Below are 17,486 nucleotides of genomic sequence, written 5' to 3'. Positions count from 1 at the left end.
ACGCCCGACCTCGGGGGTCGGTGTTCGCCAGCCTGACCCAGAACGGGGTGTCAGCGTCGCAGAAGACGTGAAACACCAGCACGACCAGCAGTTGCGAGAAGGCCCGGGCCGCACTCCACGGACCGGGTGGACCACAGACAGTGCCGATCGGCAGCACCACGGCCGTTGAACGCCTGTCGACCAAGCGAAAGAGAGCGCAACGACGCCATGGCGGGACAAAAGATCCGCATCCGGCTGAAGGCCTACGACCACGAGGTCATCGACAGCTCGGCCCGCAAGATCGTCGACACGGTCGTTCGCACGGGCGCGACGGTCGCAGGGCCGGTGCCGCTGCCGACGGAGAAGAACGTGTTCTGCGTCATCCGTTCGCCGCACAAGTACAAGGACAGCCGCGAGCACTTCGAGATGCGCACGCACAAGCGGTTGATCGACATCATCAACCCGACGCCGAAGACGGTGGACTCGCTGATGCGGCTCGATCTGCCCGCCGGCGTGGACATCGAGATCAAGCTCTAGAAGGACCTCCTCAAGATGACTTTCAAGACGATCAGCAAGCCGACGGTGCGAGCCGTCAAGGGCTTGCTCGGTGAAAAGCTCGGGATGACCCAGGTCTGGGACGCCAACAACCGGCTCGTCCCGGTCACCGTCATCCAGGTTGGTCCGTGCGTCGTCACTCAGGTGCGCAGCGCCGAGGGCGAGGGCTACCCGGGCGTTCAGATCGCGTACGGCGCGATCGACCCCCGCAAGGTGACCAAGCCGCTGGCCGGCCACTTCGCGAAGGCCGGCGTCACGCCGCGCCGTCACGTGACCGAACTGCGCACGGCCGACGCGTCCGAGTACAGCCTGGGCCAGGAGCTCACGGTGGAGACCTTCGAGGCCGGCCAGTCGGTCGACGTCTCGGGCACCACCAAGGGCAAGGGCTGGGCCGGTGGCATGAAGCGCCACGGGTTCAAGGGCCTCGGCGCCTCGCACGGTACGCAGCGCAAGCACCGTTCCCCGGGTTCCATCGGCGGTTGCGCCACCCCGGGCCGTGTCTTCAAGGGCACGCGGATGGCGGGCCGCATGGGTGGCGAGCGTCAGACCACGCAGAACCTGAGCGTGTACGCCGTGGACGCCGAGCGCGGTCTGCTCCTGATCAAGGGTGCCGTTCCGGGGCCGCGCGGCGGCATCGTCCTGGTTCGCACCGCGGCGAAGAAGGGCTGAGGCAATGGCCACCGAAACCACCACCAAGCTGAGCCTGGACGTTGTGGACGGCGTGGGTGAGAAGGTCGGCTCCGTCGATCTGCCCGCGGCGATCTTCGACGCCCAGACCAACGTGCCGCTGATCCACCAGGTCGTCGTGGCCCAGCTGGCCGCGGCCCGCCAGGGCACGCACGACACCAAGACCCGGGGCGAGGTCCGCGGCGGCGGCAAGAAGCCGTACCGCCAGAAGGGCACCGGTCGCGCCCGCCAGGGCTCGACCCGCGCGCCGCAGTTCGCCGGCGGTGGCGTGGTCCACGGCCCGACGCCGCGCAGCTACGCGCAGCGCACGCCGAAGAAGATGATCGCCGCCGCGCTGCGGGGATCGCTCTCGGACCGCAACCGTCACGGTCGCATCCACGTGCTCTCCGAGCTGGTCAAGGGCGACGCCCCGTCGACCAAGGCGGTTGCCAAGGCCCTGACCGGGATCACCGAGCGGCCGAACGTCCTGGTCGTCGTGACCCGCACGGACGAGGTCGGCAAGCGCAGCCTGTCCAACCTGGACAGCGTGCACGTGCTGCCCTTCGACCAGCTGAACGCCTACGACGTGCTGTGCGCCGACGACGTGGTGTTCACCAAGGCCGCGCTGGACTCGTTCCTCGAGAGCCCGGTCGTCACCAAGATCACCGCGAAGGAGGCCGCCAAGTGAGCACCATCGGAGGCGTCCACAAGGACCCGCGCGACATCCTGCTGGCGCCGGTCGTCTCGGAGAAGAGCTACAGCCTCCTCGACGAGGGCAAGTACACGTTCCTGGTCGACCCGAGCGCCAACAAGACCGAGATCAAGAACGCCGTCGAGACGGTTTTCGGGGTCAAGGTCTCCGCGGTGAACACCGCCAACCGGCAGGGCAAGACCCGCCGGACGCGGACCGGCATCGGCCGGCGCAAGGACACCAAGCGCGCGATCATCACGCTGAGCGAAGGCACCATCGACATCTTCGGCGGGCCGGTCTCCTGAGGCCCCACACGTTCCGATCCGGCCGGTAACGACCGGATTGAGGGCGTCAGAAGACCGACATCCGAGAAACAGCAAGAGGACTGACTCACATGGGAATCCGCAAGTACAAGCCGACGACGCCGGGCCGCCGTGGTTCGTCCGTCGCCGACTTCGTGGAGATCACCCGGTCGGAGCCGGAGAAGTCCCTGGTGCGCCCGCTGACCAAGAGCGGCGGCCGGAACAACACCGGCCGGATCACCACCCGGCACAAGGGTGGCGGCCACAAGCGCGCCTACCGGGTGATCGACTTCCGTCGTCACGACAAGGACGGCATCCCGGCCACGGTCGCTCACATCGAGTACGACCCCAACCGCACCGCGCGTATCGCCCTTCTGCACTACGCGGACGGCGAGAAGCGCTACATCGTCGCCCCGACCAAGCTCAAGCAGGGTGACCGCATCGAGAACGGCCCCACGGCCGACATCAAGCCGGGTAACAGCCTCGAGCTGCGCAACATCCCGGTCGGTACGGTCATCCACGCGATCGAGCTGCGGCCCGGTGGCGGCGCCAAGATCGCCCGCTCGGCCGGCGCCTCGGTGCAGCTGGTCGCGCGTGAGGGCCGCTTCGCGCAGCTGCGCATGCCCTCCGGCGAGATCCGCAACGTCGACGTGCGCTGCCGCGCCACGATCGGCGAGGTCGGTAACGCCGAGCAGTCGAACATCAACTGGGGTAAGGCCGGCCGCATGCGCTGGAAGGGCAAGCGCCCGACCGTCCGTGGTGTCGCCATGAACCCGATCGACCACCCGCACGGTGGTGGTGAGGGTAAGACCTCCGGTGGTCGCCACCCGGTCAGCCCCTGGGGCCAGGCCGAGGGCCGTACCCGTCGCCCCAACAAGGACAGCGACAAGATGATCGTTCGCCGCCGCCGTACCGGCAAGAAGCGCTGATAGGAGCCTTCGAGAATGCCTCGCAGTCTGAAGAAGGGTCCCTTCGTCGACGACCACCTGCAGAAGAAGGTGGACGTACAGAACGAGAAGGGGACCAAGAACGTCATCCGGACCTGGTCCCGGCGCTCGATGATCGTGCCCGACATGCTCGGTCACACGATCGCCGTGCACGACGGCCGCAAGCACGTCCCGGTGTTCGTCACCGAGTCGATGATCGGTCACAAGCTGGGCGAGTTCGCCCCCACCCGCACGTTCCGCGGACACGAGAAGGACGACCGCAAGGGCCGTCGGCGCTGATCGCGCCCACCCGAGCAGTCAGTAGCGACAGAAGGTAGGAAGCAGCGATGGAAGCCAAGGCGCAGGCGCGGTACGTCCGTGTCACGCCCATGAAGGCCCGCCGCGTCGTCGACCTCATCCGCGGGAAGCAGGCACCGCAGGCGATCGCCACGCTGGAGTTCGCTCCGCAGGCCGCCAGCGAGCCGGTGCTCAAGGTCGTGCAGAGCGCGATCGCGAACGCCCGGGTGAAGGCCGCCGCCGCGTCTGAGGCGTTCGACGAGCGCACCCTGGTCATCCAGGAGGCGTACGTGGACGAGGGCCCGACGCTCAAGCGGTTCCGGCCGCGGGCGCAGGGCCGGGCGTACCGGATCCGTAAGCGGACCGCTCACATCACGGTTGTGGTGGGTCCGGCTGAGAAGAAGGACGGCTCGCAGGCCGCCGCTAAGGGAGGGACCCGCTAGTGGGACAGAAGGTCAACCCGCACGGGTTCCGCCTGGGCATCACCACTGAGCACAAGAGCCGGTGGTTCGCCGACAGCACCAAGGGTGGTCAGCGGTACCGGGACTACGTGAAGGAAGACGTCGCGATCCGCAAGCTCATGTCCAAGGGCATGGAGCGGGCCGGCATCAGCCGCGTCGAGATCGAGCGCACCCGTGACCGGGTCCGCGTCGACATCCACACCGCCCGTCCGGGCATCGTCATCGGTCGCCGTGGCGCCGAGGCCGACCGGATCCGGGGCGAGCTCGAGAAGCTGACCGGCAAGCAGGTCCAGCTGAACATCCTCGAGGTGAAGAACCCCGAGGTCGACGCTCAGCTGGTGGCCCAGGGCATCGCCGAGCAGCTGGCCAGCCGGGTCTCCTTCCGCCGCGCGATGCGCAAGGGCATGCAGTCCTCGCTGCGCGCCGGCGCCAAGGGCATCCGGGTGCAGTGCTCGGGCCGTCTCGGCGGCGCCGAGATGAGCCGGTCGGAGTTCTACCGCGAGGGCCGGGTGCCGCTGCACACGCTCCGCGCGAACATCGACTACGGCCTGTACGAGGCCCGCACCACGTTCGGCCGGATCGGCGTGAAGGTGTGGATCTACAAGGGCGACATCACCAGCCGTGAGCTGGCTCGCGAGCAGGCTGCGGCTCCGCCGCGGGGCCCGCGTCGTGACGGTCCCGGTGGCGGTCGCGCGCAGCGCCCGCAGCGTCGTCGCCCGCAGCAGCAGAACGCCGACAGCGCCCCCGCTGCCGAAGCGCCCGCCGCGCCGGCCGCTGACTCGGGTGCTGCTGGTTCCGGATCGGAGGCCTGAGCACCATGCTGATCCCCCGTCGGGTCAAGTACCGCAAGCAGCACCACCCCAGCCGTTCCGGCATGTCGAAGGGCGGCAACGCCGTCACCTTCGGCGAGTGGGGCATTCAGGCCCTGGAGCCGGCGTACGTGACGAACCGGCAGATCGAGTCCGCTCGTATCGCCATCACGCGTCACATCCGTCGTGGCGGCAAGGTCTGGATCAACATCTACCCGGACCGCCCGCTGACCAAGAAGCCCGCCGAGACCCGCATGGGTTCCGGTAAGGGTTCCCCGGAGTGGTGGGTTGCGAACGTCAAGCCTGGTCGCGTGATGTTCGAACTCTCGTTCCCGACTGAGAAGGTGGCGAAGGAAGCCCTCACCCGGGCGATCCACAAGCTGCCGATGAAGTGCCGGATCGTCCGGCGCGAAGGCGGTGAAAGCTGATGGCCATCGGTTCCAAGGACCTGAACCCGGCGAACCTGCGGGGCTTCGATTCCGAGCGCCTGGCCGAGGAGCTGAAGAAGGCGAAGGAAGAGCTGTTCAACCTTCGCTTCCAGTCCGCCACCGGTCAGCTGGAGAACAACATGCGGCTGCGCGCGGTGAAGCGTGACATCGCTCGCATCTACACGATCATGCGCGAGCGCGAGCTCGGCATCACTGCCACCCCGGAGGCCTGAGATGAGTGAGAACACCCAGGCTGACGCCCCGGTGCGTGGCAACCGCAAGGCGCGCCGCGGCTACGTCGTCAGCGACAAGATGGACAAGACCGTGGTGGTCGAGGTCGAGGACCGGGTCAAGCACCCGCTCTACGGCAAGGTCATCCGCCGCACGACCAAGGTGAAGGTGCACGACGAGGCCAACACCGCTGGCATCGGCGACCTGGTGTCGATCTCGGAGACCCGTCCGCTGTCGGCGACCAAGCGCTGGCGCCTGGTCGAGATTCTGGAGAAGGCCAAGTGATTCAGCAGGAGTCGCGGCTGCGCGTCGCCGACAACACCGGTGCCAAGGAGATCCTTTGCATCCGCGTGCTCGGCGGCTCCGGCCGCCGGTACGCCGGCATCGGTGACGTCATCGTCGCGACCGTCAAGGACGCGATCCCCGGTGGCAACGTCAAGAAGGGCGACGTCGTCAAGGCCGTCATCGTGCGCACCGTCAAGGAGCGCCGCCGGCCGGACGGCTCGTACATCCGCTTCGACGAGAACGCGGCGGTCATCCTGAAGAACGACGGGGACCCGCGCGGTACCCGTATCTTCGGGCCGGTCGGCCGTGAGCTGCGGGACAAGAAGTTCATGAAGATCATTTCGCTGGCTCCGGAGGTGCTCTGAGATGGCGAAGCTCAAGATCAAGAAGGGCGACACCGTCCAGCTGATCACCGGCCGTTCGCAGAAGAACGGCGGGGACCGGAACAAGACCGGCAAGGTCATCGCCGTCTACCCGGAGACCCAGCGGGTCCTGGTCGAGGGCATCAACCGGGTGAAGCGTCACGTCAAGGAAGGCGCCACCGGTCGTGGCTCCAAGACCGGCGGGATCATCACTCAGGAAGCTCCGGTCCACATCAGCAACGTGATGGTGGTCGACCCCGAGACCAAGACCGCGACCCGGGTGGGCGTTCGCGTCGAGACCGTCGAGCGTGACGGCAAGACGAAGAACGTCCGGGTTCGCTACGCCAAGCGTTCCGGTAAGGACCTGTGAGCATGACTGTGACCGAAGCCAAGGTGCAGCCGCGGCTGCGCGCTCGGTACGACGCCGAGATCGCCCCCGCGCTGCGCGAGCAGTTCAAGTACGCCAACGTGATGCAGACCCCGCGTCTGGTCAAGGTCGTCGTGAACATGGGTGTGGGCGAGGCCGCCCGCGACTCCAAGCTGATCGACGGCGCGATCCGCGACCTGAGCGCCATCACCGGCCAGAAGCCGCAGGTCACCAAGGCCCGCAAGTCCATCGCGCAGTTCAAGCTGCGTGAGGGCATGCCGATCGGTGCGCACGTCACGCTGCGCGGCGACCGGATGTGGGAGTTCACCGACCGCCTGGTGAGCATCGCCCTGCCGCGTATCCGCGACTTCCGCGGCCTCAGCGGCAAGCAGTTCGACGGGCGTGGCAACTACACGTTCGGCCTGAACGAGCAGTCGATGTTCCACGAGATCGATCAGGACAAGATCGACCGCGTTCGGGGCATGGACATCACGGTCGTCACCACGGCGACCACTGACGATGAGGGGCGCGCTTTCCTGAAGCTCCTCGGTTTCCCGTTCAAGGAGAACTGATCGTGGCGAAGACTGCGCTGATCAACAAGGCGGCGGGCAAGCAGAAGTTCGCCGTCCGGGCCTACACGCGCTGCCAGCGCTGTGGCCGGCCGCACTCGGTCTACCGCAAGTTCGGCCTGTGCCGGATCTGCCTGCGCGAGATGGCTCACCGGGGCGAGCTCCCCGGCGTCACCAAGAGCAGCTGGTAGGCCGGCCGTGTCCCAGCTGACGATCCAGACCCCGGGTGCCACTGCGGTGGCCCTGGGGGCGGCCCGCCGTCGGACGGTGCGCAACAATCGCATGGTTTCGCTGCGCTCCAGCCTTCCGACCGGATTGGTGACGCTGCGGCACGACGTACCGGAATACCTCCCCGCGTTTCTCGAAGAAGCAACTACGCCACAGGTCGACGCCTCCGATGAGGGTGCCGAAACCGTGGTGGGAAAGGGCGGACAAGCCCAATGGTGATGACCGATCCGATCGCGGACATGCTGACCCGCGTACGGAACGCGAACTCCGCGTACCACGACCAGACTCAGATGCCCTACAGCAAGCTCAAGCAGAAGGTTGCCGAGCTGCTGCAGGCCGAGGGCTACATCTCCAGCTGGGAGGTCGCGGACGCCGAAGTCGGTAAGACGCTGACCGTCAAGCTGAAGTTCGGCCCGAACCGGGAGCGCTCGATCGCCGGCCTGCGCCGGATCAGCAAGCCCGGTCTGCGCGTCTACGCGAAGTCGACGAACCTGCCCCGCGTCCTCGGCGGACTCGGCGTGGCGATTCTTTCGACCTCGTCCGGTCTGATGACCGACCGACAGGCCAAGCAGAAGGGCGTGGGTGGGGAAGTCCTCGCCTACGTCTGGTAACGGGAAGGGAGAGAGAGCATGTCCCGAATCGGAAGACTGCCGATCACCGTTCCCGCCGGCGTCGACGTGAACCTCGACGGCGCGCAGGTGACCGTGAAGGGCCCCAAGGGCACCCTCACGCACACCGTCGCTGCCCCGATCACCGTCGCCCGCGAGGACGACGGCACGGTGAAGGTTGCACGCCCGGACGACGAGCGTTCGTCGCGCGCACTGCACGGCCTGACCCGCACCCTGATCGCCAACATGGTGGTCGGTGTGACCCAGGGCTACGAGAAGAAGCTCGAGATCGTCGGCACCGGTTACCGGGTCCAGGCGAAGGGCGGGAACCTCGAGTTCGCGCTCGGCTACAGCCACCCGATCGTCGTGGAGCCGCCCGCCGGCATCACCTTCGCGACGGACGGCCCGGTGCGGTTCTCGGTCTCCGGGATCGACAAGCAGGCCGTCGGCGAGGTCGCGGCGAACCTGCGCAAGCTGCGTAAGCCCGACCCGTACAAGGGCAAGGGCGTCCGCTACGCCGACGAAGTGATCAAGCGCAAGGTCGGAAAGGCGGGTAAGAAGTAATGGCGATCGGTTTGAAGCGCAGCGGTGGGGGCGCGGCCAAGAGCAAGTCGGCCTCCCGTACCCGCCGCCACCTGCGTGTGCGCAAGCAGCTGCGGGGCTCGACCGAGCGCCCGCGCCTGGTCGTGAACCGTTCCGCCCGGCACGTTTTCGTGCAGGTCGTGGACGACACGGTGGGCAAGACCCTGGCTTCCGCCTCCACCATGGAGGCCGACCTGCGTGGCCTGGACGGCGACAAGACCGCCAAGGCCAAGAAGGTCGGCGAACTGGTCGCGGAGCGCGCGAAGGCCGCCGGCGTCTCGGCCGTGGTCTTCGACCGTGGCGGGAACCGCTACGCCGGACGTGTCGCCGCCATTGCGGACGGCGCCCGTGAGGCCGGGCTGGTTCTCTAGCCGATGCGCACGCTGACCATTTCGAAGACAGAGAGAAGGAACGTCTGATGGCTGGACCTCAGCGTCGCGGGCCCGGGGGTAACAACAACTCCGGCGGCCCGAACAGCGGCGGCGAGAACAGCGGCGGCGGCGGTCGCCGGGGCGGCCGGGACCGCGACAACCGTGGCGGTCGTGACGGCGGCCAGGACAAGAACCAGTTCGTCGAGCGCGTCGTCACGATCAACCGGGTCGCCAAGGTCGTGAAGGGTGGTCGTCGCTTCAGCTTCACCGCCCTGGTCGTCGTCGGCGACGGCGACGGCACGGTCGGTGTCGGCTACGGCAAGGCCAAGGAAGTGCCCGCGGCCATCGCGAAGGGCGTCGAAGAGGCGAAGAAGGCCTTCTTCAAGGTCCCGCGTATCCAGGGCACCATCCCGCACCCGAGCCAGGGTGAGGAAGCGGCCGGCATCGTGCTGCTGCGCCCGGCGTCGCCCGGTACCGGTGTTATCGCCGGTGGCCCGGTCCGCGCCGTGCTGGAGTGCGCCGGTATCCACGACGTGCTGAGCAAGTCGCTCGGTTCGGACAACGCGATCAACGTCGTGCACGCGACCGTTGCCGCGCTGCGTGGCCTCGAGCGTCCCGAAGAGGTTGCGGCCCGCCGTGGCCTGCCCCTCGAGGACGTCGCCCCGGTTGCTCTGCTGCGCGCTCGTGCGGCGGGGGTGGCCTCCTGATGGCTCAGATCAAGGTCACCCAGATCAAGTCGAAGATCGGCGGCAAGCAGAACCAGCGCGACTCGCTGCGTTCGCTCGGCCTGAAGCGGATCGGCGACTCCGTCGTCAAGGAGGACCGTCCCGAGATCCGCGGGATGGTCAACACGGTGCGGCATCTCGTCACCGTCGAGGAGGTGGACTGAGATGGCAGAAGGCCAGCGTGAGCACGCGCTGAAGGTGCATCACCTGCGTCCGGCCCCCGGAGCCAAGACCGCCAAGACCCGCGTGGGTCGTGGTGAGGGTTCCAAGGGTAAGACGGCCGGTCGCGGTACCAAGGGTACGAAGGCCCGTTACCAGGTTCCGGCCCGGTTCGAGGGTGGGCAGATGCCGCTGCACATGCGGCTGCCCAAGCTCCGTGGGTTCAAGAACCCGTTCCGGACCGAGTACCAGGTCGTCAACCTGGACAAGCTCACCAGCCTGTTCCCCGAGGGTGGCACCGTCACCGTCGAGGACCTGGTCGCCAAGGGCGCGGTCCGTGAGGGCCACCTGGTGAAGGTCCTGGGCGACGGCGAGATCTCGATCGCGCTGAACGTCAGCGCGAACAAGTTCTCGGCCAGCGCCAAGGAGAAGCTCGCGGCCGCCGGCGGCAGCGCCACCGAGCTGTAGTAACTCCTAGATCCAGAGCACAATCCCTCAGCACCCCGGTGACTCCCCGATAAGGGAGTCGCCGGGGTGTTAGGGTCACTCGACCGGCGTCTTGCAGATCGCGGCACAGCCAGGCCTGCGGGCGCATCATCGGCCTCTTCCACGGCCCGTAACGACGAGCTGCCCGGCCAGGGCAGCACGCTGGAGGTTTTGCGTGCTCACCGCGTTCTTCCGGGCGTTTCGCACCCCCGATCTGCGGCGCAAGATCTTCTTCTCGCTGGCGATCATGGCGCTGTTCCGTCTCGGGTCCTACATCCCCACCCCGGGCGTCGACTACGCCGCGGTGCGCCGGTGCGTCGACCTGGCCAGCAGCTCGAGCTCACAGGGGCTGTACGAGCTGGTCAACCTGTTCAGCGGCGGTGCGCTGCTGCAGTTGTCGATCTTCGCGCTCGGGATCATGCCGTACATCACGGCCTCGATCATCATCCAGCTGCTCACCGTGGTCATCCCGCGGTTCGAAGCGCTGAAGGAAGAGGGCCAGTCCGGTACCGCGAAACTCACGCAGTACACGCGCTATCTGACCATCGGCCTGGCGGTGCTGCAGTCGACCACCTTCGTGGCGATCTCGCGCCAGCAGGGCGGTCTCTTCCAGAACTGCAACGAGATCCTGATCCCCAACGACGACCTGTTCACCCTCGGCGTCATGGTCCTGACCATGACCGCGGGTACCGGTTTCATCATGTGGCTGGGCGAGCTGGTCACCGAGAAGGGGATCGGCAACGGCATGTCGCTGCTGATCTTCACCTCGATCGCCGCCGCCTTCCCGTCCTCGCTGTGGGCGATCAAGTCCGAGCGCGGCTACAACACGTTCTTCCTGGTGGTCGGGATCGGCCTGCTGATCATGGCCGCGGTCATCTTCGTCGAGCAGAGCCAGCGCCGGATCCCGGTGCAGTACGCCAAGCGGCAGGTCGGCCGCCGGGCGTACGGCGGCACCACCACGTACATCCCGATCAAGGTCAACATGGCCGGTGTGATCCCGGTGATCTTCGCGTCGTCGCTGCTGTACCTGCCGGCCCTGGTGGCCCAGTTCCAGCGCAACAGCACGGCCGGATGGGTGACCTGGATCAATGACCACCTGGTCCGCGGTGACCACCCGTACTACATCGCGGCGTACTTCTTCCTGATCGTGTTCTTCACGTACTTCTACGTGGCGATCACCTTCAACCCGGACGAGGTCGCCGAGAACATGAAGAAGTACGGCGGCTTCATCCCGGGTATACGCGCCGGGCGGCCGACTGCCGACTACCTGGAATATGTTCTGAGTCGCATTACTCTTGCTGGTGCTCTGTACCTGGGCATGGTGGCATTGATCCCGCTGATCGCGCTGATTCTGGTCAATGCGAATCAGAACTTCCCCTTCGGCGGTACATCGATCCTGATCGTGGTCGGGGTGGGGTTGGAGACGGTCAAGCAGATCGAATCCCAGTTGCAGCAGCGTCACTACGAAGGGTTCCTGCGATGAGAGCGGTGCGTTCATGAGGCTTGTGATCCTCGGTCCTCCCGGAGCCGGTAAGGGCACGCAGGCCAAGAAGGTGGCCGCGCACTTCGGTATCCCGGCCATCTCCACCGGCGACATCTTCCGGCAGAACATCGCCGACAAGACCCCGCTGGGCCAGCAGGTCGAGGCGATCATCAGCTCCGGCAAGTACGTGCCGGACGAGGTCACCAACGAGATGGTGCGCAACCGCCTGCTCGAGGAGGACGCCGCGGTCGGGTTCCTGCTCGACGGCTACCCGCGGACCGCGGCTCAGGTCGACGAGCTGGACAGCATGCTGTCCACCGCCGGCCACCAGCTCGATGCGGTACTCGAGCTGACCGTGGACCTGGACGAGGTGGTCAGCCGGCTGCTCAAGCGGGCCGAGATCGAGGGCCGCCCGGACGACACCGAGGACGTCATCCGGCACCGCCTGGAGGTCTACACCGAGCAGACCGCGCCGCTGGTGCACCTGTACTCGGACCGCAACCTGCTGCAGCGGGTCGACGGGATGGGCGAGATCGGCGACGTCACCAGCCGCCTGCTCGCCGCCTGCGACGACTTCGCCGCCTGATCAACAGAAAAGACATCGCAATGCTCGGTCGCGACCGGATCCAGTACAAGACCGCCGAACAGGTCAAGCTCATGCGAGCGGCCGGCCTGATCGTCGCCGACGCGCTGGATGCGGTTCGCGCCGCGCTGGCCCCCGGCCTCACCACCGCCGACCTGGACCGGGTGGCCAACGAGCTGATCGTCGGCCGGGGCGCCACCCCCTCGTTCCTGAACTACGGGCACCCGCCCTACCCGGCCACGCTCTGCGTGTCGGTGAACGAGGAGGTCGTCCACGGCATCCCGGGCAGCCGGGTGCTGCGGGCCGGCGACGTGGTGAGCGTGGACTGCGGCGCGATTCTCGAGGGCTGGCACGGAGACTCGGCCTTCACCGCGGTCGTCCCGGGCGATCACGACCTCTCACCCGATCAGGTCAAGGTCGACCAGGACCTGATCGACACCACCGAAGAGGCGATGTGGCGCGGGATCGCGGCGATCGTCGCGGGGGAGCGGCTGAACAAGATCGGGATCGCGGTCGAGGACTTCGTCGAGGATCGTTTCGGTCTGGTCGAGGACTACGGCGGCCACGGCATCGGCACCGAGATGCATCAGGAACCGCACGTGCTGAACTACCGCACCCGCGAGCGCGGCCCGAAACTCAAGCCCGGGATCTGCCTGGCCATCGAGCCGATGCTGACGGTGAGCAACCCCGACACCAAGGTGCTGGCGGACGACTGGACCGTCGCCACCGTGGACGGCGGCAACGCTGCGCACTGGGAGCACTCGGTGGCCCTGCTCGACGACGGCCTGTGGGTGCTCACCGCCCGGGACGGCGGGGTGGCGAAGTTGACCGAACTCGGCGCGAAGGTGTCGAAGCTGGCCCTCTGAGGCCTCGATTTCGCCGTCCGGCGTGGTATCACGTAGACTTCTGCGTCGGCTCATGTGCTGAATTGCTTCGTTGCCCCCTCGATGGTGGCGACGGCCCGAGACAGCGCCGGAGAGTGCACCGAAAGATCGCTGCACCCGTCCGAGCCGTCCGGTGAAACGCCTGCTCGTTTCCGCCTCTCCGTACGGGGAGCCGGTATGCGGCCGGGCGCCGCAAACGAACGATCAACAGGAAAAGCGGAGGACATGCCGAAGAAAGACGGCGTCATCGAGATCGAGGGCACCGTGGTGGAGGCGCTGCCGAACGCCATGTTCCGCGTGGAGCTTTCCAACGGGCACAAGGTACTCGCGCACATCTCCGGCAAGATGCGCCAGCACTACATCCGGATCCTTCCGGAAGACCGGGTCGTGGTCGAGCTCAGCCCGTACGACCTTTCCCGTGGGCGCATCGTCTACCGCTACAAGTGACATACGCACCACTGCCACCATCCAGCAACATGACCCACTAGCGGAAGCCACGATGAAGGTCAAGCCGAGCGTCAAGAAGATCTGCGACAAGTGCCGAGTGATCCGCCGTAACGGCCGGGTCATGGTGATCTGCGACAACGTGCGCCACAAGCAGCGCCAGGGCTGATCACCCCACTTCGCACCACTGCACGGATCTCCTGAGAAAACAGCAGGACCCGTTCCACGGACCAGGGCGACACGCCCGACCTCGTGGGGCGACACCCCCGGACTACCGGGCCGGGGACCGAGCTCCTAGGTGAGCCGGATCAGGTCCTGCTCCACACCCGGTACGAAGCAGAGAAGAGAACTCCTGCAATGGCACGTCTCGTCGGAGTCGACCTGCCCCGCGAAAAGCGGCTCGAGGTCGCCCTCACCTACATCTTCGGCGTCGGGAAGACCCGCGCGAAGGAAACCCTGACGGCCACCGGCCTGAGCGCCGACCTGCGGGTGCGCGAGCTCAGCGAAGAAGACCTCGTCAGCCTGCGCGACTACCTCGAGGGCAACTTCAAGCTCGAGGGTGACCTGCGCCGCGAGGTCGCCGCCGACATCCGCCGCAAGGTCGAGATCGGCTGCTACGAGGGCCTGCGCCACCGCCGTGGCCTGCCGGTCCGCGGTCAGCGCACCAAGACCAACGCTCGTACCCGCAAGGGCCCGAAGCGCACCGTGGCCGGCAAGAAGAAGGCCGGCAAGAAGTAGTCCGCTCCACCCTCTGACCAAGGGTCCGGAGCACGGACCGACGACCTCCCAGGAAGTAGCTTTCAGATGCCTCCCAAGTCACGCCAGGCAGCTGCGTCGCGCAAGCCGCGCCGCAAGGAAAAGAAGAACGTCGCCCACGGCCACGCTCACATCAAGAGCACGTTCAACAACACGATCGTGTCGATCACCGACCCGGTCGGCAACGTGATCTCGTGGGCCTCCGCCGGTCAGGTCGGCTTCAAGGGCTCGCGTAAGTCCACGCCGTTCGCCGCGCAGATGGCTGCCGAGGCCGCCGCCCGCCGCGCCCAGGAGCACGGCATGCGCAAGGTCGACGTCTTCGTCAAGGGCCCGGGCTCGGGCCGCGAGACCGCGATCCGCTCGCTCCAGGCCACCGGCCTGGAGGTCGGCTCGATCCAGGACGTCACGCCGACCCCGCACAACGGCTGCCGCCCGCCCAAGCGTCGCCGCGTCTAATTCGTGAAACAGCCCGCCGGCCGGACAGAGGGCCGGCGGGCTCACCCCCAGCAGGCGTCATATAGCGGTCGCCTGTAGCGAAAGGGAAACCACCCGTGCTGATTGCACAGCGCCCCATCCTCGCCGAGGAAGCGGTCTCCGAGCACCGTTCCCGGTTCGTCATCGAACCGCTGGAGCCGGGCTTCGGGTACACCCTGGGTAACTCGCTCCGCCGCACCCTGCTCTCGAGCATCCCGGGTGCGTCGGTCACCAGCATCCGGATCGACGGCGTGCTGCACGAGTTCACCACCGTGCCCGGTGTCAAGGAAGACGTCACCGAGCTCATCCTCAACATCAAGCGGCTGGTCGTCTCCTCGGAGCACGACGAGCCGATCGTGATGTACCTGCGCAAGCAGGGTCCGGGCACGGTCACCGCGGCGGACATCGCTCCGCCCGCCGGTGTCGAGGTGCACAACCCCGACCTGCACATCGCCACCCTGAACGGCAAGGGCAAGCTCGAGCTCGAGCTGACCGTCGAGCGCGGTCGTGGCTACGTGTCGGCCAACCAGAACAAGACCGGTGAGCAGGAGATCGGGCGCATCCCGATCGACTCCATCTACTCCCCGGTGCTCAAGGTCACCTACAAGGTCGAGGCGACCCGGGTCGAGCAGCGCACCGACTTCGACCGGCTGATCGTCGACGTCGAGACCAAGCCGTCGATGCAGCCGCGCGACGCCATGGCGAGCGCCGGCAAGACCCTGGTCGAGCTGTTCGGCCTGGCTCGTGAGCTCAACCTCGAGGCCGAGGGCATCGACATGGGCCCGTCCCCGTCGGACGCCGCCCTGGCGGCGGACCTCGCTCTGCCGATCGAGGAGCTCGACCTGACGGTCCGGTCGTACAACTGCCTCAAGCGTGAGGGCATCCACACCGTGGGTGAGCTCGTCGGACGCAGCGAGGCCGACCTGCTGGACATCCGGAACTTCGGTGCCAAGTCCATCGACGAGGTGAAGGCCAAGCTCCACGGCATGAGCCTCGCGCTGAAGGACAGCCCGCCCGGATTCGACCCCTCCCTCGTCGTCGACAGCTTCGGGGCGGACGACGACATGTCGTTCGCCGAGGACGAGCAGCTCTGACATTCCCCTAACCCGGCGCGGGAGGCGAACCCCGCGCCGGGTGCGCATCAATAGGAGTTCACCGACATGCCCACGCCCACCAAGGGTCCCCGGCTCGGGGGTGGTCCCGCCCACGAGCGGCTGCTGCTCGCCAACCTCGCGGCCCAGCTGTTCACGCACAAGAGCATCACCACCACGCAGACCCGCGCCAAGCGCATGCAGCCGCTGGCTGAGCGCATGATCACCTTCGCGAAGCGCGGCGACCTCGCCTCGCGTCGCCGGGTCCTGCAGACGATCACGGACAAGGGCGTGGTGCACACGCTCTTCACCGAGATCGCCCCGGTGGTGGCCGAGCGCAAGGGCGGCTACACCCGCATCACGAAGATCGGCAACCGCAAGGGCGACAACGCCGCCATGGTTGTCATCGAGCTGGTGCTCGAGCCGCTGACCGCCGGTCAGGCCACGGTCCGTGAGGCCGAGGCCGCCACGGCCCGCGCCTCGCGCGACAACCAGTCCGCCGCCGAGGCTGCGGCCGAGAAGGCCGAAGACGCCAAGGCTGCTGGCGACGCCGAAGCTGCGGTCGACGCCGCCGCCGAGGCCGAAGCTGCTGCGGAGGCCGAAGGCACCGCGGACGCCAAGGCTGCGGCCGAGGTTGCCGAAGAGGCCGCCGGCGACGCGGTCGACGGCAAGAAGTAGTTCTGCGCGCCGAGCCCGTCATCCCCTTCGCGGGGGTGGCGGGCTCGCGTTGTTTCAAGAGCAAATGGGGGACGGGGGTGCGCACCGACGTCGGCACGCACCAGACGAAGAAGGATGAGCCGCGTTGTCTGAAACACCCCAGGTCCGGATCCGCCTCGACCTCGGGTACGACGGCACCGAGTTCAGCGGCTGGGCCGCCCAGCCCGGGCGCCGCACGGTGGAGGAGACCATCTCCACCGGCCTCGGCACGATTCTGCGCATCGAACCGCCCAAGCTCACCGTCGCCGGCCGCACCGACGCTGGGGTACACGCCACCGGCCAGGTAGCCCACTTCGAGGCCCCTGAGGACACCTGGCTGGGCATCCCCGGCCGCAGCGATCGCCCCCCGGCCGCAGCCCTGCTGACCAGGCTGGCCGGAGTCCTCCCCGGCGACGTCAGGGTCCACGGTGCCCAGATCGCGCCCGAGGGATTCGACGCCCGCTTCTCGGCGATCCACCGCCGCTACGCCTACCGGATCAGTGACCATCCCGCAGGCGCGCCTCCGCTGCGCCGCCGCGACGTCCTCAGCCACCGGCGTCCGCTGGACCACGAAGCCATGACCGCGGCCGCGAACCTGCTGACCGGGCTGAACGACTTCGCCGCCTTCTGCAAGTTCCGCGAGGGCGCCACCACCATCCGCACCCTGCTGAACTACGAGTGGCGCCGCACGGAAGCCGGTCTCCTGGAGGCCACCGTGCTCGCCGACGCGTTCTGCCATTCCATGGTCCGGGCTCTGGTCGGCGCGATCCTGCCGGTGGGGGAGGGCCGCCGCCCGGTCGAGTGGCCGGCCGAGGTGCTCACCGCCCGCCGCAGGGATCCGCACGTCGCGGTGGTGGCGCCGCACGGCCTGGTACTGGAAGAAGTGGGCTACCCCGCCGACGACGAGCTCGCCGCCCGGGCCAAAGAGTCCCGCGCCGTGCGAACCCTCCCCGAAGCCTGAGGCCGTAAGCCGCACCGCCCGACCGCC

At 67.6% G+C, this 17,486-nt stretch carries 31 protein-coding genes and 1 pseudogene; all 32 read left to right on the top strand.

Annotated features, from left to right (window positions below; genetic code table 11):
- Positions 1-207: 207 nt before the first annotated feature.
- The 32 genes and pseudogenes from rpsJ (at position 208) to truA (ending at position 17,459) form a co-directional block, all read left to right on the top strand.
- The gene (gene rpsJ / locus LR394_RS19285) at positions 208-516 is read left to right on the top strand and encodes a 30S ribosomal protein S10 (protein WP_052530780.1); all 309 of its coding nucleotides are present in this window, start codon (positions 208-210) and stop codon (positions 514-516) included.
- Between the two features lie 15 nt (positions 517-531).
- On the top strand, positions 532-1,203 hold the full coding sequence (gene rplC / locus LR394_RS19280) for a 50S ribosomal protein L3 (RefSeq protein WP_231443891.1): 672 nt from the start codon (positions 532-534) through the stop codon (positions 1,201-1,203).
- Positions 1,204-1,207: 4 nt separating this feature from the next.
- Positions 1,208-1,888, top strand: coding sequence for a 50S ribosomal protein L4 (gene rplD, locus LR394_RS19275; protein WP_231443889.1), 681 nt, complete (start codon positions 1,208-1,210; stop codon positions 1,886-1,888).
- Positions 1,889-1,893: 5 nt separating this feature from the next.
- Positions 1,894-2,196 carry a 50S ribosomal protein L23 gene (rplW, locus tag LR394_RS19270; RefSeq protein WP_231444204.1) on the top strand — a complete coding sequence of 101 codons (303 nt, stop codon included), beginning with the start codon at positions 1,894-1,896 and terminating at the stop codon, positions 2,194-2,196.
- A gap of 89 nt (positions 2,197-2,285) precedes the next feature.
- Positions 2,286-3,122 carry a 50S ribosomal protein L2 gene (gene rplB, locus LR394_RS19265; protein ID WP_231443887.1) on the top strand — a complete coding sequence of 279 codons (837 nt, stop codon included), beginning with the start codon at positions 2,286-2,288 and terminating at the stop codon, positions 3,120-3,122.
- 15 nt (positions 3,123-3,137) lie between these two features.
- On the top strand, positions 3,138-3,419 hold the full coding sequence (rpsS, locus tag LR394_RS19260; RefSeq protein ID WP_231443884.1) for a 30S ribosomal protein S19: 282 nt from the start codon (positions 3,138-3,140) through the stop codon (positions 3,417-3,419).
- A gap of 47 nt (positions 3,420-3,466) precedes the next feature.
- Complete coding sequence (gene rplV, locus LR394_RS19255) at positions 3,467-3,859, top strand: 50S ribosomal protein L22 (RefSeq protein ID WP_231443882.1); 393 nt, start codon at positions 3,467-3,469, stop codon at positions 3,857-3,859.
- Entirely contained in the window at positions 3,859-4,689 is an 831-nt protein-coding gene (gene rpsC / locus LR394_RS19250; protein ID WP_231443881.1) for a 30S ribosomal protein S3, read from the top strand. The genes rplV and rpsC overlap by 1 nt, the downstream gene beginning before the upstream one ends.
- A gap of 5 nt (positions 4,690-4,694) precedes the next feature.
- Entirely contained in the window at positions 4,695-5,114 is a 420-nt protein-coding gene (rplP, locus tag LR394_RS19245) for a 50S ribosomal protein L16 (RefSeq protein WP_231443879.1), read from the top strand.
- A pseudogene (gene rpmC / locus LR394_RS19240) lies at positions 5,114-5,332 on the top strand (50S ribosomal protein L29); the annotation flags it as partial. The gene rplP and the pseudogene rpmC, both read left to right, overlap by 1 nt.
- 16 nt (positions 5,333-5,348) lie before the next feature.
- Positions 5,349-5,630 carry a 30S ribosomal protein S17 gene (rpsQ, locus tag LR394_RS19235; RefSeq protein WP_052530789.1) on the top strand — a complete coding sequence of 94 codons (282 nt, stop codon included), beginning with the start codon at positions 5,349-5,351 and terminating at the stop codon, positions 5,628-5,630.
- Entirely contained in the window at positions 5,627-5,995 is a 369-nt protein-coding gene (gene rplN / locus LR394_RS19230; protein ID WP_231443873.1) for a 50S ribosomal protein L14, read from the top strand. The genes rpsQ and rplN overlap by 4 nt, the downstream gene beginning before the upstream one ends.
- 1 nt (position 5,996) lies before the next feature.
- Positions 5,997-6,362, top strand: coding sequence for a 50S ribosomal protein L24 (gene rplX, locus LR394_RS19225; RefSeq protein WP_231443871.1), 366 nt, complete (start codon positions 5,997-5,999; stop codon positions 6,360-6,362).
- A gap of 2 nt (positions 6,363-6,364) precedes the next feature.
- The gene (gene rplE / locus LR394_RS19220; RefSeq protein ID WP_231443869.1) at positions 6,365-6,931 is read left to right on the top strand and encodes a 50S ribosomal protein L5; all 567 of its coding nucleotides are present in this window, start codon (positions 6,365-6,367) and stop codon (positions 6,929-6,931) included.
- A 2-nt stretch (positions 6,932-6,933) separates the two neighbouring features.
- On the top strand, positions 6,934-7,119 hold the full coding sequence (locus tag LR394_RS19215; protein WP_231443866.1) for a type Z 30S ribosomal protein S14: 186 nt from the start codon (positions 6,934-6,936) through the stop codon (positions 7,117-7,119).
- 7 nt (positions 7,120-7,126) lie between these two features.
- Positions 7,127-7,375 (top strand): hypothetical protein, encoded by a 249-nt coding sequence (locus tag LR394_RS19210; protein WP_231443863.1) that lies wholly within the window; start codon positions 7,127-7,129, stop codon positions 7,373-7,375.
- Positions 7,369-7,767 (top strand): 30S ribosomal protein S8, encoded by a 399-nt coding sequence (gene rpsH / locus LR394_RS19205; RefSeq protein ID WP_231443862.1) that lies wholly within the window; start codon positions 7,369-7,371, stop codon positions 7,765-7,767. The genes LR394_RS19210 and rpsH overlap by 7 nt, the downstream gene beginning before the upstream one ends.
- A gap of 18 nt (positions 7,768-7,785) precedes the next feature.
- Positions 7,786-8,328, top strand: a complete 543-nt coding sequence (rplF, locus tag LR394_RS19200) for a 50S ribosomal protein L6 (RefSeq protein WP_231443860.1) — start codon at positions 7,786-7,788, stop codon at positions 8,326-8,328.
- Complete coding sequence (gene rplR, locus LR394_RS19195) at positions 8,328-8,717, top strand: 50S ribosomal protein L18 (RefSeq protein WP_231443857.1); 390 nt, start codon at positions 8,328-8,330, stop codon at positions 8,715-8,717. Before rplF ends, rplR begins: the two co-directional genes overlap by 1 nt.
- Before the next feature lie 47 nt (positions 8,718-8,764).
- Positions 8,765-9,424 carry a 30S ribosomal protein S5 gene (rpsE, locus tag LR394_RS19190; protein ID WP_331283083.1) on the top strand — a complete coding sequence of 220 codons (660 nt, stop codon included), beginning with the start codon at positions 8,765-8,767 and terminating at the stop codon, positions 9,422-9,424.
- Positions 9,424-9,606: a 50S ribosomal protein L30 gene (gene rpmD / locus LR394_RS19185; RefSeq protein WP_231443855.1), complete on the top strand. Its 183-nt coding sequence runs from the start codon at positions 9,424-9,426 to the stop codon at positions 9,604-9,606. The genes rpsE and rpmD overlap by 1 nt, the downstream gene beginning before the upstream one ends.
- A gap of 1 nt (position 9,607) precedes the next feature.
- The gene (gene rplO / locus LR394_RS19180) at positions 9,608-10,069 is read left to right on the top strand and encodes a 50S ribosomal protein L15 (protein WP_407937080.1); all 462 of its coding nucleotides are present in this window, start codon (positions 9,608-9,610) and stop codon (positions 10,067-10,069) included.
- 193 nt (positions 10,070-10,262) lie between these two features.
- Positions 10,263-11,570 carry a preprotein translocase subunit SecY gene (gene secY / locus LR394_RS19175; RefSeq protein WP_231443852.1) on the top strand — a complete coding sequence of 436 codons (1,308 nt, stop codon included), beginning with the start codon at positions 10,263-10,265 and terminating at the stop codon, positions 11,568-11,570.
- A 13-nt stretch (positions 11,571-11,583) separates the two neighbouring features.
- Positions 11,584-12,156: an adenylate kinase gene (locus LR394_RS19170; RefSeq protein ID WP_231443850.1), complete on the top strand. Its 573-nt coding sequence runs from the start codon at positions 11,584-11,586 to the stop codon at positions 12,154-12,156.
- 20 nt (positions 12,157-12,176) lie between these two features.
- Positions 12,177-13,019, top strand: coding sequence for a type I methionyl aminopeptidase (gene map / locus LR394_RS19165; RefSeq protein ID WP_231443847.1), 843 nt, complete (start codon positions 12,177-12,179; stop codon positions 13,017-13,019).
- A 243-nt stretch (positions 13,020-13,262) separates the two neighbouring features.
- Positions 13,263-13,484, top strand: a complete 222-nt coding sequence (gene infA / locus LR394_RS19160) for a translation initiation factor IF-1 (RefSeq protein WP_166605559.1) — start codon at positions 13,263-13,265, stop codon at positions 13,482-13,484.
- A gap of 52 nt (positions 13,485-13,536) precedes the next feature.
- On the top strand, positions 13,537-13,650 hold the full coding sequence (rpmJ, locus tag LR394_RS19155) for a 50S ribosomal protein L36 (RefSeq protein WP_214154137.1): 114 nt from the start codon (positions 13,537-13,539) through the stop codon (positions 13,648-13,650).
- A 188-nt stretch (positions 13,651-13,838) separates the two neighbouring features.
- Entirely contained in the window at positions 13,839-14,219 is a 381-nt protein-coding gene (gene rpsM, locus LR394_RS19150; RefSeq protein WP_231443845.1) for a 30S ribosomal protein S13, read from the top strand.
- A gap of 66 nt (positions 14,220-14,285) precedes the next feature.
- Positions 14,286-14,693, top strand: a complete 408-nt coding sequence (gene rpsK / locus LR394_RS19145; RefSeq protein ID WP_231443843.1) for a 30S ribosomal protein S11 — start codon at positions 14,286-14,288, stop codon at positions 14,691-14,693.
- 95 nt (positions 14,694-14,788) lie between these two features.
- Positions 14,789-15,805 (top strand): DNA-directed RNA polymerase subunit alpha, encoded by a 1,017-nt coding sequence (locus tag LR394_RS19140; RefSeq protein ID WP_214154141.1) that lies wholly within the window; start codon positions 14,789-14,791, stop codon positions 15,803-15,805.
- 66 nt (positions 15,806-15,871) lie between these two features.
- Positions 15,872-16,480: a 50S ribosomal protein L17 gene (gene rplQ / locus LR394_RS19135; RefSeq protein WP_231443841.1), complete on the top strand. Its 609-nt coding sequence runs from the start codon at positions 15,872-15,874 to the stop codon at positions 16,478-16,480.
- Between the two features lie 124 nt (positions 16,481-16,604).
- The gene (gene truA / locus LR394_RS19130; protein ID WP_231443839.1) at positions 16,605-17,459 is read left to right on the top strand and encodes a tRNA pseudouridine(38-40) synthase TruA; all 855 of its coding nucleotides are present in this window, start codon (positions 16,605-16,607) and stop codon (positions 17,457-17,459) included.
- Positions 17,460-17,486: the final 27 nt, after the last annotated feature.

Source organism: Kineosporia babensis (assembly GCF_021129305.1).
GTDB classification, from domain to species: domain Bacteria; phylum Actinomycetota; class Actinomycetes; order Actinomycetales; family Kineosporiaceae; genus Kineosporia; species Kineosporia babensis.
Note: the sequence above shows the minus strand (reverse complement) of the source record. Positions and strands in the feature narration are given on the sequence as shown.

Excerpts from the sequence above, each read along its gene's own strand:
- rpsQ (WP_052530789.1), top strand. The coding sequence starts at position 5,349 with ATGAGTGAGAACACCCAGGCTGACGCCCCGGTGCGTGGCAACCGCAAG.
- rpsM (WP_231443845.1), top strand. The coding sequence starts at position 13,839 with ATGGCACGTCTCGTCGGAGTCGACCTGCCCCGCGAAAAGCGGCTCGAG.
- rplR (WP_231443857.1), top strand. The coding sequence starts at position 8,328 with ATGGCGATCGGTTTGAAGCGCAGCGGTGGGGGCGCGGCCAAGAGCAAG.
- rpsH (WP_231443862.1), top strand. The coding sequence starts at position 7,369 with ATGGTGATGACCGATCCGATCGCGGACATGCTGACCCGCGTACGGAAC.
- rplB (WP_231443887.1), top strand. The coding sequence starts at position 2,286 with ATGGGAATCCGCAAGTACAAGCCGACGACGCCGGGCCGCCGTGGTTCG.
- rpsE (WP_331283083.1), top strand. The coding sequence starts at position 8,765 with ATGGCTGGACCTCAGCGTCGCGGGCCCGGGGGTAACAACAACTCCGGC.
- map (WP_231443847.1), top strand. The coding sequence starts at position 12,177 with ATGCTCGGTCGCGACCGGATCCAGTACAAGACCGCCGAACAGGTCAAG.
- infA (WP_166605559.1), top strand. The coding sequence starts at position 13,263 with ATGCCGAAGAAAGACGGCGTCATCGAGATCGAGGGCACCGTGGTGGAG.
- rplE (WP_231443869.1), top strand. The coding sequence starts at position 6,365 with ATGACTGTGACCGAAGCCAAGGTGCAGCCGCGGCTGCGCGCTCGGTAC.
- rplF (WP_231443860.1), top strand. The coding sequence starts at position 7,786 with ATGTCCCGAATCGGAAGACTGCCGATCACCGTTCCCGCCGGCGTCGAC.
- LR394_RS19170 (WP_231443850.1), top strand. The coding sequence starts at position 11,584 with ATGAGGCTTGTGATCCTCGGTCCTCCCGGAGCCGGTAAGGGCACGCAG.
- rplQ (WP_231443841.1), top strand. The coding sequence starts at position 15,872 with ATGCCCACGCCCACCAAGGGTCCCCGGCTCGGGGGTGGTCCCGCCCAC.
- rplO (WP_407937080.1), top strand. The coding sequence starts at position 9,608 with ATGGCAGAAGGCCAGCGTGAGCACGCGCTGAAGGTGCATCACCTGCGT.
- rplP (WP_231443879.1), top strand. The coding sequence starts at position 4,695 with ATGCTGATCCCCCGTCGGGTCAAGTACCGCAAGCAGCACCACCCCAGC.
- rpsS (WP_231443884.1), top strand. The coding sequence starts at position 3,138 with ATGCCTCGCAGTCTGAAGAAGGGTCCCTTCGTCGACGACCACCTGCAG.
- rpmJ (WP_214154137.1), top strand. The coding sequence starts at position 13,537 with ATGAAGGTCAAGCCGAGCGTCAAGAAGATCTGCGACAAGTGCCGAGTG.
- rplC (WP_231443891.1), top strand. The coding sequence starts at position 532 with ATGACTTTCAAGACGATCAGCAAGCCGACGGTGCGAGCCGTCAAGGGC.
- rplD (WP_231443889.1), top strand. The coding sequence starts at position 1,208 with ATGGCCACCGAAACCACCACCAAGCTGAGCCTGGACGTTGTGGACGGC.
- rpmD (WP_231443855.1), top strand. The coding sequence starts at position 9,424 with ATGGCTCAGATCAAGGTCACCCAGATCAAGTCGAAGATCGGCGGCAAG.
- rplV (WP_231443882.1), top strand. The coding sequence starts at position 3,467 with ATGGAAGCCAAGGCGCAGGCGCGGTACGTCCGTGTCACGCCCATGAAG.
- rpsK (WP_231443843.1), top strand. The coding sequence starts at position 14,286 with ATGCCTCCCAAGTCACGCCAGGCAGCTGCGTCGCGCAAGCCGCGCCGC.
- rplX (WP_231443871.1), top strand. The coding sequence starts at position 5,997 with ATGGCGAAGCTCAAGATCAAGAAGGGCGACACCGTCCAGCTGATCACC.
- rpsJ (WP_052530780.1), top strand. The coding sequence starts at position 208 with ATGGCGGGACAAAAGATCCGCATCCGGCTGAAGGCCTACGACCACGAG.